Raw genomic sequence first — 13,524 nt, forward strand, 5'->3', positions numbered from 1 at the left:
GTATGACCGATATGAGCGAATTCACACTTAAAACAAGACTTTTAGCCGCCCTGAAAGGGGAACCTGTTGACAAAGTACCTGTTTGTTCCGTTACCCAGACCGGAATTGTAGAACTCATGGACACAGTAGGAGCCCCCTGGCCTGAAGCCCACACCAACCCTGAACTTATGGCAAAGCTGGCAATCGCCAACTACGAGCTCAGCGGACTTGAAGCTGTAAGAGTTCCCTACTGCCTTACCGTCCTTGTCGAAGCTATGGGCTGTGAGATCAACGTGGGTACCAAGAACAGGCAGCCCTCTGTTACCGGTCACCCCTATCCCAAGGACCTCGAAGGCGCAGCAATCCCTGCAGACCTCCTCCAGAGAGGAAGAATTCCAGCAGTACTTGAAGCAATCAAGATCATCAGGGAAAAAGTTGGTCCTGACGTGCCAATCGTTGGCGGTATGGAAGGTCCTATCACAGTCGCATCCGACCTTGTAAGTGTTAAATCCTTCATGAAATGGTCCATCAAAAAAACCGACCTTTTTGAACAGGCTCTGGACCTCGCAAATGAAGCTGCAATTATGTATGCAAATGCAATGGTAGAAGCCGGTGCAGACATTATTGCCATTGCAGACCCTGTTGCCTCCCCTGACCTTATGAGCCCTGATTCATTCAAGAACTTCCTCCAGTCAAGGCTTCAGAAATTCTCCGCAAGCGTGAACTCCGTAACTGTCCTCCACGTTTGTGGTAATGTGAACCCGATCCTCAACTACATGGCAGACTGCGGCTTTGAAGGTCTCAGCGTTGAAGAAAAGATCGGCAGCGCAAAGAAGGCAAAGGAAATTATTGGAGACAGGGCAAGGTTCGTAGGAAATGTTTCCAGCCCATTCACCCTGCTGCCCGGACCTATTGACAAGATCAAAGCAGAAGCAAAGCAGGCTCTTGCAGACGGCGTTGATGTACTCGCACCAGGCTGTGGAATTGCACCCATGACCCCTCTCGAGAACATTAAAGCCATGGTCGCAGCAAGAGACGAATTCTACGCCTGAATAGGCACAAATTTTTATTTTTTTTGCGGGCAGGTCCTGAGCAGGGAATTCCAGGCATAGGACTTCATGCCCGATTCATATTTCTTTTATACTTTGCCGGGAAGGGACCTCAGGGATGAGGTGTATCCAGAACCAGGGCCCTGAAAGGCTGTCAGTTCAGGAGGCTCAATCCAGGCAGATATCTCAGTAAATTCACAGATGGTTTATCCATTATAAAACTTATTAAAAATTATTAAAAACAACAGCTGTTGGAAGGAATGGTTTAAAATCTTAAACTTTTTGGAGGAGGTTAAGATATGAGAACAGGAGTTGCAATCGACCTGGGAACCAGTGGATTCAGGGCCCAGAAAATTGACCTGGAAAGCGGCGAGATCAAAAAAACCGTGATAACTCTCCGGAACCCCCTGCCAGGGGCAAATGTAATGGATCACCTGGACTTTGCAATCCATTACGGGCTTGACAAAGCTCACGGCCTCTCGGCAACAGCGGTGAAAAATATCCTTAAGGAACTTGGAGTAAAGCCCGAAGAATTGGAAAAATTCTCAATCTGCGGAAACCCTATCCAGCTTTCTATATTTCAGGGGATTCCTATTGAAGACCTGGCATATGCAGGCGAGCGTAAGAAACAGAAGTACCACATTGAAGAGCAGAACAGAGATGCACGGATTGTGCCCCTGCCCGAAATCGTGGGATTTGAGGAGTATAAAAACTGCAAACTGTTCGTGCCCCCGGCTATAAAACACGAAGTAGGAGCCGATGCACTTGCCCTCATAGTAAAAGCAGGCATGATCGAGAGCAACGAGATTGCAATTGCTACGGACTACGGGACAAATGCCGAAATGGCACTAAAATCAAACGGTATCATTTATACAGGATCAGCTGCTGCCGGACCTGCTCTCGAAGGCCAGGAAATCGAGTACGGATCCATTGCTTCCCCGCATACAATTTGCGATGTTGAATTTGAGGGGGAGAACCTGCGCTGTTATGTCCTTGACAGAGATATGAAAACAGCTAAAGGAGATCTTGTAAACCCGAAGACAGGAGAAGTAGTGGAGAAAGGAGATGTCACTGCAAAAGGCATCACAGGTACGGGAGTTATTGCCCTTATTGAAGCAGGAATGAGGAACAAATTGATAGTCCTGCCAAAAATCCAGACTCCTGAAAACATTATCTACCTGCAGGACGGCATCAAATTTACAGAGAAAGACCTTACTGCAGCCGGAAGAGCAATAGGTGCGCTTCGGGCTGGCCATATTACTCTCTGTGTAGCTGCAGGCATTGAGATGGAAGACCTGAAGATAGCGCACATGTCAGGTGCTGCCGGAACCTATATGGATGCTGCAAAAGCCCATCAGGTGGGAATGATCCCTTACAATGCAAGTTATGTTTCACAAATAGGGAACACTTCTCTTACAGTTGCCAGGGAGATTCTGCTTTCTGAAGGCAGGCTCTGGGAACTGCAGGCAATTGCAAAGGAGATCCTGGGCACTCACGTGATGTTTGCAACCTCCGAAGCCTTTAAAGAAGCTTATCTGCTTGAACTTGCTTACTGGAACGAGGGCATGGCATTCAAAATGCTCCAGAAATTCCTGAAAAAGAAAAAACTCCCCATGATCGGTGAGCCCTCAACTATTCTCAAAATTGACCGCCAGGTCGAAAGAGACATCCCTGTACTGGGAGAAGAAGGGCTTGAAGTGCTGGAAAAAGTTGGAACTTACCTTACCATGGTCATCGAAGACTGCGAGGGCTGCAAAAAGTGTGTAAAAGTATGCCCGAACGGAGCTCTCAGGATGGATGATACGGGCCTCGTAAAAATAAGGACAGACCTCTGTGACGGAGCAAACTGCCAGCGCTGCCTGCATGCATGCCCTGACGACAGGTTCAAATGGGAAAACCTGATTGTTGCAGGAATCGAGTAAGGAAAGAAAAAGTAAGAACAGTTTATTGAGCAGGATTAAGCGGACTTTGTCAGGGTTGAAGTTCCGCTTCCTGTTCTTGGTTCTGCTGCCTGCTCTTATCCCTAAAACTCCAGATTATAATACTAAGAACTCCAGATTATAATACTAAAAACATCTCGCACGTTTATTTTTATTATTTTTGCTTCTTATCAAGTCTCTCCATTTTTCTTCGTTTCATTTTTTGACTATGCAGGATTAAGAATTAATCTGGAACACTTTAACTATTCATTACTAACAGGCATTACTGGAAAATTTTCTAAACGTCAATGTAAATCAGGCAAAGTCTGGTATAGAGATAGAAAAATATACTTTGAGAATAGAAAAGTTGACACTTATGTCCTGACCTGAAGGCAGTGTTTTACGCTACTTTCAGGGTATTACGCTATTTTTATGAGAATAGAAAGCAGAGAGCCAATAAACAAAAAACTATAGAAAACGGAGGAAAAAAAGTGGAAGTCATTGTTGTCGGAGGTTTTCTGGGAAGCGGGAAAACAACCACCATTATCAATATGGGCAGATATCTCGCAGAGAAAGGAAAAAAAGTTGCAATTATCGTAAATGAGATAGGAGAAATAGGAATCGACGGTGATGTAATAAAAAGGTTCGGTTTCGATACCAAAGAAATCACAAGTGGATGCATCTGCTGCTCTCTGAAAGTAGGGCTGAGGACAACAATGAACACCCTTGTAAATGAATACAAGCCCGATATCATAATGATAGAGCCTACAGGAATTGCCTTCCCCCATATTATCAGGAACGAAGTGGAGCTTATGAACCTGGGAGAGAAAGTGAAAATCGCTCCCCTTGTGACGCTTATAGACGGCAGCCGTTTTAAACAGCTGATGAAAGAAGTAAAAGAATTTGCCATGAGGCAGATTATAGATGCTGAAATTCTGGGGATAAATAAGGTGGATCTGATTGAACCTATCAGAATACCAATCCTTGAAGCTTCGGTTCAGCAATTAAATCCTAAAGCAAAGGTAGTTTTACTTTCAGCAAAGGATACCGGCGAAAGGTTTGAAAATTTCATGCAGGAAATTCTTCCTGATATTAAAGGAACTCCTGAAAAAGTCCAGGCAACTGTTGCAATAGGAAAAAGGCCCGAAGTTTCCGAACCCCAGGAAACCGAAGATTCTATCAAAGCTTCCGGGGTTGGCAGTTATTCTGCAGAATTTGCAATTAAGGGCGGAGAAAACCTGAGCACGGAAGCAGCCAGAGAACTCACAACCGAATTAATGAATGCAATAAAAGCAAAGGCACTTAAATTGAACCCCGAATTTGTAGGGCACATAAAACTCTTCCTTGACAACGGCGTAGAAACCGTAAAACAGAGCGTTACTATCTATTATGAGGATCCACAGGAAGATATAATCAGGTCAAAAGAAGGAGCTATCCCTACATTCAAGATCCTCTCTGCAGTTTCAAACGTTGACAAAGAAGCCCTGAAGGACGCAGTAAACAGTTCTGTAAAAGATACCTTTGAGAAAAGAGGAATACATGTTCATAAAGCCGGACATGAACATAATCACGGTGAACACGTACAGAGAATTAAGGGTATCAAAGGCAGAAAAGAGTAAAAACCAAAGGAAGAAGTAAAAACCAAAAGAAAGAGTAAAAATTAAAGGAAAGAGTAAAAATTAAAGAAAAGAATGAAGGGAAAGGAAAGGTGGGTGAGACGGGCAATTATCCTTAAGCCGCCTTTTCCCGATTTTCCTTAAGCCGCCTTTTCCCGATTTTCCTTAAGCCGCCTTTTCTCGAAAATCTATTTACCCTAGATTTCTTCCATGCCACTTAAGTAATTTCCAGAAAACCTGGTTACTGAGGGCAATAAATTTAATTCATTTTCTCCGATCGGTCTATATAATACTGAGCCAGTTCGTTACCCCACTCCAGGGCACTCGGACTAAAACTCGTGATCTTCCTGTGATCGAATTCTCCTTCTTTTCCGAAGAGTTTCAGCATAAAGAAATTATCTGTAACCATGAAGGAAGAGGGTCTTATTTTGCCGGAGTGTATATAAAGTGATACTTTATTTTCAAGCAATATATTATATTCTTCTTTAAAGTCATTTTTAAATCTATTATATACTTTTTCATCGAGCATGAGGTGCACTTCGGACCCATTTTCCGCACAGGCAGCATGGATCGACGGGCAATCGGGACAAAAATAAGAGTAAAAGGATTTTATTGTTTTAGAACTATTTAGCCTGTCACGCAAATACCCTGGAAACTCGAAAAGGTGGTCAAGATCAGGTTCGTCAAGGTTACATTTTTTCAGCATATCAATTCTCTTAATCAGATGCTGGGGAATAGGAGACCTGTCATGCTTTGACCAGTAGTCCTTGTTTCCATCAAAAACGTCAAGAACAGACTTAAGAGGAAGCATTTTCTCAACGATTACTTCGCCGATGTCCGAAAGATGGTAGATACTTCCCTTCTGCACTATCATATCCATATCTTTCAGTTTTTTGATCTGAGGCATTAAAGCACAGGAGTTTACGTTAAGAACTTCTTTTATCTCGTTAATATCCATCGGCCCGTTCGCTAACTGAACAAGAAGGTTTTTCCTTTTTTCAGAGAAAAAAATCAGGTCTATAAGGGAACTCATGTTTATCAGCTTCCAATTACTCATATATTGCCTAAACCCGGAACAAATTCTCCAGAATTTGCCTTAAAATCCACCACGATCATAGAGCAGCATAGTTTCAGCCTTTAGTCAAGAGAAGATGAAATAGAAAGCGTTTCATACCAATGATACGTAACATGCTAATCAATATTAGAAGCAATTAAGATTTTTTTCTTGCTTATTCGGATTCTGCTCAGAGACATATACATGTATCAATTCATAAAACGCTTTAGTCTTAAAAACGGGAAATAATTTCTAACCAGGACTGAATTAATATTATTAGAGTTATATTTAAGTCCGGATAATATATAACATATATTGCAGAGATCATATTTAAAGTATATGAAAAGAAAGCATTTTATTGATTTCAAATATTATGAATGCTAATGACGTAAGCAGGATAGGCTCTTCAAAACTCTGGAGATTCAGGGCTCTTGATGTCTATAGTTTCTGGATTTCCACATATTGAATATGCAAGCCAAGCCTTCAAATTTTCAATACCCTTACATATTTGATGCTCTTCAATAATTAATGCCCTTCAATATTTAATGACTTCTTTTTTTCAAGCCCGTGGAATTTTGTTATCCCTTCTGTAATATTGAAATGCAATATACTGGAAAATTAAGGCAGGCGTAAAATTTCAGGAAAAGCTTATTTTTAAAGGGCTAAAATATTGCATCTCGGCAAAAAACAGCGTCGCTTAAGCTATATACAATTGAAGGAATCTATGATTATAGAGTCAAAAGGATTAACAGGCTCTGGAAAAAATCTGGGAAAGATTCCTTAAACGCTGGTGGCAGTGTCTCTCCGTTCTCACCACACCTTGAGACATTGCCATTACCCGGAGAGTTATCCAGACTCTTGCTTAACTTAGGGAAGGTGTAAAGGCATGAAATGTATATTAATCGGAGGATTCTCGGGAAGCGGGAAAACCACACTGATAAGAAAACTTGTTGAACACCTGGGAAAACAGGAGCAGAAAGTGGTAGTTATTGCTAACGAGATGGGAGAAATAGGGATTGATGGAGATACGATCCTGGAAGAGGAGGTTGTAACCAGGGAAATTACGGATGGCTGTGTCTACTATCCCCTGAAAATCAGCATGGAATACACCTTGAGAAATCTCATTGCATCTTACAATCCGGACACTATTATAATAGAACCCACAGGAACAGCTTCCCCTGGACAGATAAAAAGAAATGTTGAAAACATGGGAATCCCGGGCATAACTTTTGCCCCGATAGTGAATCTTGTGGATGCCGGCCGCCTGAGTAAGGAGACAGGCGAACTGCAGAACTCCATGAAAAACCAGATAGTTGAGGCTGAGATACTGGGCATCAACAAAGTCGAACTTATTAACAATCGTGAAGAGCTCCTGGAAATCTGCCTGTCCCTGCGCAAATTAAACTCAAAAGCAAGAATGATCCATTTTTCGGCACTGCAGGGAGGAGAAAATTTAGTCAAATTGTTCGGGCTGCTGGAAGAAACAAGCAGAAGAAAAATGGCTCTGGGCAGGGAAAACTCAATTCAAATGCCCGAAATTTCGGCCTATTCATCCTGATTTAAAACCGCTACAAAGAAGACCACAAAGAAACGGCGATTCCTGTATCCGGGTAGATCCTGGAAAGCATAAGAAATAAAGCAGAAGAGGCTAAACCCCGAATTAATAGATCACCCAAATTTATATGTCACCCAAATCCATAAGTCACATTAAGCTTTCTTTCAGGCGTCAGGAAATTCCTTTAAAGGGAAGTGTAACTTCTGCGCACAATCCCTAAAATTGAATTCCGTGAACTACCCCGCCCTGCCTGATGGCGAGGACGGAACTTCCTTCGAGTGATTACGTCATTTGATGGTAAGATTCTAAGAATCTTTCCGACATCGGTAATCCTGTTTGTCGAAGATTATCAGAGAATTTCTGATAGCCTGTCCACAAGGCATTCTGCAATAGGAAATTTACCATGATATTGATTGCACTATTGCAATCTCTATCAATAAAATTGCCACAATCGCATTCCATATTTCGTTTCCAGAGTGGCATGTCATGGATTTTTCCACAAACATAACACGTTTTGGAAGTATAGCTTTCATCAATTTTTATTACTTTTTTACCTATAAGTTCAGCTTTATAGGCTAAAAATTCGATGAAGCGAGATAAATATCCTTGATTTTGGGTAGATCTATTCATAGCTCTTTTTCTTTTTCCTTTAAGTCTTTTGGATTGAGCCATGTTTTTTGTTTTCAGATCTCCCACAATAATAGTATTGGCCTTAGTATTGTTGACCATTTTCTTTGATAGTTTATGCTGGAAATCTCTAAGCTGATTAGATTTCTTTTTCTCCATTTTACGATAAATATTGTGTAGCCTTACCCATTTTTTGCTCTTTCTTTTACAGTGATCTCTCCTGGATTTTAGAGCATCCAGTTTTGGTTGCCAGTACTTATCAATTCTTGGAGTTTTAACTTCAAAGAATTTACCTTGAGTATTTACTGCTGTTACTATTTTTGTGATCCCGGCATCATTAGCCTGATATAAACCATTATCAATGTACTCATGTGCAGAGACTTCATAAGTAACAGAAATATAGAAATCTCCTTTAGCATGGAAAGGATCATCATTATAGATCTCGATTTGTTTTATATTTTCAAATTTCTTTCCGAGATCAAAAACAAGTTTGGTGTCATTTATTTTATGAGAGAAAGAAATGACACAACCAATCTGATAAAATCCACTTTGATTATACGGAATTGTCTGAAAATATTTCCTGCTTTTGAAATTTGGAGGTCTGGCTTTTAGATCTCCATTTTTTCTGAGTGCAAAAAAAGATCTATAATTTGCATCAAGTTTTTTTAGAACGCCCTGCAAAGTCTTTGAATAAACAGCTTTGTATTCAGGGTTTCTTTTCTTGAGATCCGGCAATTTGTTTTGTTGATCCACGTACTTGATGCTCTTTCTTTCAAGTTTCCATGCATCTTTTCTTTCGGCTAAAGCTAGATTATACAATGAACAACATTTATCTGAAAGTTCCCAAAGGACTTTCAATTGTTCTTCTGTTGGATAAATCTTAACTTTTGTCGTTAGATGCATAGCAGTATATAAACAAGAGGTCTGTGTATAAATAGGCTATCAGAATTTAAAAAAGTAAATTGTCGGGAAGTTGACGGCTTTCATCTCCCACCTGCCAGCCTGATGGCTGTCGAGGAAGGAGACTTCCCGCCTTAGAGTTAAAACAGGAAAATCTCAGTCAAGAGCAAACACATTTTCTGGGTAACGTCCTTGCCCGAAGATGAACTTATTAAAGCCGCGAATGACAACAAGCAGATGTCTGAAAGAAAAGCAGCTCTCCTTTAAAAAAGTGGAAGAAAAAGGCCAGGATACAGCCAGGCAACGATTATTTTTTAAGCTGGGAAACTTTGGGCGGAAGAGTATTTGAATCGGAAATTATGACCGGGCATATTAGTTCCGATTTACTTTAGATCCGATTGCCGCTCCAATTCGTTTACAATTTTTCTTTAATATACCACAAAAAAGCTTTCACTTTTTTGGAATACCATTTATGATATTTCTAATCCTTTAGCTCTGCAATTCGATTGTTACAGCAGACCCGTTTTAACACAGGAAAATAAAATAACTCTTACATTGGAAACTGGATTATGAGATTTCCGGTCCAAAAGTTTCCGATCACGGAAGTTGCGGCATTGAGGAGGGCCAAGGTGAGAGGAAGAAAGTTTCCGGTTCAGGAAAGATATGACCTGACATGCAAAAACTTTATATAAGTTGAAATTGTCCTCGCTTTTTGCCCGGAGATAACCTCCCTATATGGTGAGATAAAGTATTCTTTCATTCCCGAAAGCCAGACAATTTTCGGATAGAAAGAAATATATACAAATATTACAAAGTAGACTTATTAACAAACTTAAAACAGAGATGCAGTAACTTACCAGGGAAAAAGATCGCCTCACATTTTAAAAAACGGAAATATTAGGGCAAAAAAGTAAGGTTCATTAAGTACAGGGACAATTTAGATCTGGGAACTTCGAAAGATCTTCTTATATATAGATAAGAAAATAAAGTTTCGAAGAAAACATATAGGAACAGGGCAAGATATAAAATTCACTTTAACAAACTAAAGAATAAGCCCTGACAGATCACACTTTGCCTTAAGTATATTCCGCCATAAAAAACAAATCCACTTGATAACCCCCACAGCTCAAAAAAAAGCCTGCAATTATTCAGGGTTCTCAATAAGAGATATCCCGGAGGAAGTGATAATTGCTCAATAAATTTTGAAGCCATTGATTAAAACAATGGGGACAAAAAAACGATTCTTTTTTATAAAATCATTTGTGCTGAAAATTGAAAGCGTAATTATAAAATTATAGCTGCGCAAAAATTAGCACAGATGAAGGTATATTCCAGGAAATCCAACTGACATCTGCAAGTGAATTCCCGAATAATAAAGGGAGTACACCTTACAATAGTTAACTGGAAAGAAAAGGTCTCCAGGCATATGAAAATAGGAATAAAAGGACCCTGAACCCCAGGAAACAATTAATGTTCCTAACGAGCCTCAAAAACGAACAATCGACCTTTAATTCAGCACTATTGTGTAACCAGTACACCACCAAAAGGTTATTCATACCCCCACAATGGAAAGAATTCGGTCTGGAGGTTTTCGAATTCGTTTACATTGTTTTATACAGTGTTTCGGAATACATATCCGGAAACTGAAGGGAGATTAACTTGCAGGATCGAAGATCTGAGCAATCTGAGATCTCTTCATTATCAAAATGGAGGTTAAAATATGTTGGATTTGAAACTGGAAGATGTCGATGGCATATTAGTACGCTACAATGTCGCCCTCGAAAAGGAAATGACACCTGACGAAGCAGCAGAAGAACTTTACCCGAAGGACAAACTCGTTTACCCAATTGCAAAAGCAATCTATGAGGGTGAAGAGGACGACGTTATTGAGGGCCTTGAAGCCGCAATTGCAGCAGGCAAGAAGCCAATCGACCTCATTGACAATGCCCTTATGATCGGTATGGGAGTTGTCACAAGACTCTATGATGATGGTATCATTTTCCTCCCCAACGTTATGATGTCTGCCGATGCAATGCTTGCAGGTATCGACTTCTGTAAGAGCAAGACAACAGATGTCCCCGAAGCAAAGGGCAAGGTTGTCTGCCATGTAGCAGAAGGTGACGTGCATGACATCGGAAAGAACATCGTTGTTGCCCTCCTGAGAGCAAACGGCTATGATGTAGTCGACCTTGGAAGAGACGTTCCAGTTGACGAGGTCATCAGCGCTGTTGTCGCAAACAAGCCAATCATGGTCACAGGTACTGCCCTCATGACAACCACCATGTATGCATTCAAGGAAGTTAACGACAAGCTCCTTGAGAAGGGAATAAAGGTCCCATTCGCATGCGGTGGCGGTGCTGTGAACCAGGACTTCGTATCCCAGTATGAGCTCGGAGTCTACGGTGAAGAGGCTGCAGATGCCCCCAAGATTGCAGATGCAATCGTTGCAGGTACCAAAGACATAGCTGCCTTAAGAGAGGAATTCCACAAGCACTAAGGAGGGAGCAAAATGGTAAAGAAATACACTTCAATGGCTTACGCTAACGCAGATGAACTCATTTTCGGAAATGCAAAATTCCCTGTAAAGGCAGGCCTCGGACTCGAGATCGGTGCAGGTTACACTTCTCCTGAAGTTAACTACGCCCCAAGACCTGAAGCAGGTAAATCCAAGGAAAAACTCGTAAAAGAATACGAAAGGATCACCACTGACATCATGGCAAGGATGGTCCAGATCGGAGCTCCTTCCGTCGTACTCGAAACCGAACACGTTCAGCAGATGTCCAACAACCCCTCCTGGGGAGCAGCTGTTGCACATGCCCAGAAGACCATCATGGAAGAATACCACGATGAATACGGCATAAAGTGCGCACTCCGCCACACAATCGGTGACATCCGTGAAGACCGTGACTACCTCGACCTCAGAGGAGAAAGCAAATACAACACCTTCCTCGAAGCTTTCGAGCAGTGTGCAAAGTCCGGTGCTGACCTCCTGTCCGTTGAATCAATGGGTGGTAAGGAAGTATTCGACTACTCAATTCTGAGAAACGACACTGCAGGTATCCTCTTCGGTATCGGTGTTCTCGGCAGCATGGACATGGAAATGGTCTGGTCCGACATTGCAGCAATTGCAAAGAAGACCGGCACTATTGCAGCTGGTGACACAGACTGTGCCCAGGCAAACACTGCAATGTTCATTGCAGGCGGTCTGCTTGACAAGAACCTCGCCCACACAACCGCAATCGTTGCAAGAGCAATCTCTGCAGCAAGGTCACTCTGCGCATATGAAGCAGGCGCACAGGGCCCGGGCAAAGACTGTGGTTACGAGAACTCCATCATAAAGTCCATTGCAGGTGTACCAATCACCCAGGAAGGTAAGACCTCAACCTGCGCACACTCTGACCTCATGGGTAACCTGGTCATGCAGTGCTGTGACCTGTGGTCCAACGAATCCGTTGAATACCACGGTGAATTCGGTGGTACAACCGTTCAGTGCTGGTCCGAAACCCTTGCATACGACTGTTCCATGATGAACGTAGCCCTCAAGACCGGAAAGGCAAAGGACCTCAGGGACATCCTCGTTCTCTCTGACAAATACAGAGACCCACAGGGATATGTCCTCGCCTACGACAACGCCTACAAGGTCGGACAGGCAATTGCAAAGAACGGAAACAACAACTACCTCCGTGCAAAAGCCGCTGCAATCGAATGCTGCAACATTATCGAATCCGGAGTCAACTCCGGCAAGCTGAGACTCACAAGGTTCGAAACCAATGCTCTTGCAAAGGTTAAGTCCGACCTCGTAGCCCTCACCGACGATGCTGACAAGTTCATGAGCGACAACCTGACCAAATTCAAGCAGGAAGTAGCAGTTTTCAAACCAGAAAACTACGGGCTCTAAGCCCTAAACTTCCTTTTTTTAATTTTTTTCAAAAAATGGCTTCAGGAGAATAATCATGAGCGAAAACGCAGGAACTTCTACCGTAATTGTTGATAAAACAGCAAACGCCGCCCCTCTTGGCTTTACAGGGCTGGGTCTGGCTGCAGTTCTGTTAAGTCTGAGCTACATTGGCGTATACCCTGTAGAATCAATGATTGTCTCCATGGCAATATTCCTGGGAGGATTTGCCCAGGTGTTTGCAGGAATTATGTCCTGGAAGAAAGGAGATATTTTTGCAGGAACAGCATTTTCAGCATTCGGCCTCTTCTGGTTCTCACTGGCCGGTCTGCTCGTAATGCCCGCAATGGGATGGGCTTCCCCCTCGTCTGGAATTGCTATGGCCGCATATCTCTTTACCTGGGGTGTATATACCTTTGTTATGTTAATCATTACAATGAAGATCGGAGTTAGAGCCCTTCAGTTTGTATTTGTAACATTATTTATACTATTTATGCTTCTGGCCGTTGTAAACGCAACCGGGAACGCCGGACTGCTTGTAGTGGCCGGATATGTTGGACTTATTATGGGCCTCGGGTCCATGTATACGGCTCTTGCCATGATAATGAATGAAGTGCATGGGAAGACAATAGCTCCACTCTGACGATGAAGTAATGACAGCATTACACCCTCAGTAAAAATAAAAAACGGTATAAAAAACGGAAAAAATGAATAAAAAACGAATTGAAAAACGATTTAAAAACGAATAAAAAACGAATAAAAAATGAACTGAAATACAGAATCTGAGGGAATCTACACCAACCTCGACGACCTACAAAACCCACAAAAAACGGAAGGGAAAAAACAGGATAGAAAGCCCGAAAAAATTCCAACCCTTGAAAACACAGATCCCAAATCTGTGTTTTCAATTTACTTGCCCTCTCTATATCT

Annotated in this window: 9 protein-coding genes; 7 read left to right on the plus strand and 2 right to left on the minus strand. The window is 42.0% G+C overall.

From position 1 onward, the window contains the following. Window positions 1-11 precede the first annotated feature (11 nt). The 3 genes from mtaA to RSJ42_RS14760 all read left to right on the plus strand — a co-directional run bounded on the left by mtaA (window position 12) and on the right by RSJ42_RS14760 (window position 4,566). Window positions 12-1,031, plus strand: a complete 1,020-nt coding sequence (mtaA, locus tag RSJ42_RS14750; RefSeq protein WP_410510385.1) for a methylcobamide:CoM methyltransferase MtaA — start codon at window positions 12-14, stop codon at window positions 1,029-1,031. 296 nt (window positions 1,032-1,327) lie between these two features. Continuing rightward, window positions 1,328-2,950: a methylamine methyltransferase corrinoid protein reductive activase gene (locus RSJ42_RS14755; protein WP_410508022.1), complete on the plus strand. Its 1,623-nt coding sequence runs from the start codon at window positions 1,328-1,330 to the stop codon at window positions 2,948-2,950. 488 nt (window positions 2,951-3,438) lie between these two features. Next, window positions 3,439-4,566 carry a GTP-binding protein gene (locus tag RSJ42_RS14760; RefSeq protein WP_410508023.1) on the plus strand — a complete coding sequence of 376 codons (1,128 nt, stop codon included), beginning with the start codon at window positions 3,439-3,441 and terminating at the stop codon, window positions 4,564-4,566. A 256-nt stretch (window positions 4,567-4,822) separates the two neighbouring features. On the opposite strand, the gene RSJ42_RS14765 is transcribed toward RSJ42_RS14760, so the two are convergent. Then, window positions 4,823-5,620: a helix-turn-helix transcriptional regulator gene (locus RSJ42_RS14765; RefSeq protein WP_410508024.1), complete on the minus strand. Its 798-nt coding sequence runs from the start codon at window positions 5,618-5,620 to the stop codon at window positions 4,823-4,825. 883 nt (window positions 5,621-6,503) lie between these two features. Here RSJ42_RS14765 and RSJ42_RS14770 point away from each other — a divergent pair. After that, the gene (locus RSJ42_RS14770; protein WP_410508025.1) at window positions 6,504-7,175 is read left to right on the plus strand and encodes a GTP-binding protein; all 672 of its coding nucleotides are present in this window, start codon (window positions 6,504-6,506) and stop codon (window positions 7,173-7,175) included. Window positions 7,176-7,454: 279 nt separating this feature from the next. Here RSJ42_RS14770 and RSJ42_RS14775 read toward each other — a convergent pair whose 3' ends face one another. Next, on the minus strand, window positions 7,455-8,702 hold the full coding sequence (locus RSJ42_RS14775; RefSeq protein WP_410507212.1) for an RNA-guided endonuclease InsQ/TnpB family protein: 1,248 nt from the start codon (window positions 8,700-8,702) through the stop codon (window positions 7,455-7,457). A 1,717-nt stretch (window positions 8,703-10,419) separates the two neighbouring features. Between RSJ42_RS14775 and mtaC the strand changes: the two genes are divergently transcribed. From mtaC to RSJ42_RS14790, 3 genes are read left to right on the plus strand one after another with little or no spacing between them, the layout of a single operon-like run. Beyond that, window positions 10,420-11,196 (plus strand): methanol--corrinoid protein MtaC, encoded by a 777-nt coding sequence (gene mtaC / locus RSJ42_RS14780; RefSeq protein ID WP_410508026.1) that lies wholly within the window; start codon window positions 10,420-10,422, stop codon window positions 11,194-11,196. A gap of 12 nt (window positions 11,197-11,208) precedes the next feature. Beyond that, the gene (gene mtaB / locus RSJ42_RS14785) at window positions 11,209-12,597 is read left to right on the plus strand and encodes a methanol--corrinoid protein co-methyltransferase MtaB (protein WP_410508027.1); all 1,389 of its coding nucleotides are present in this window, start codon (window positions 11,209-11,211) and stop codon (window positions 12,595-12,597) included. 55 nt (window positions 12,598-12,652) lie between these two features. Then, the gene (locus RSJ42_RS14790; protein ID WP_410508028.1) at window positions 12,653-13,237 is read left to right on the plus strand and encodes an acetate uptake transporter; all 585 of its coding nucleotides are present in this window, start codon (window positions 12,653-12,655) and stop codon (window positions 13,235-13,237) included. Window positions 13,238-13,524: the final 287 nt, after the last annotated feature.

This window comes from Methanosarcina hadiensis, assembly GCF_046529725.1.
Classification (GTDB): Archaea; Halobacteriota; Methanosarcinia; order Methanosarcinales; family Methanosarcinaceae; genus Methanosarcina; species Methanosarcina hadiensis.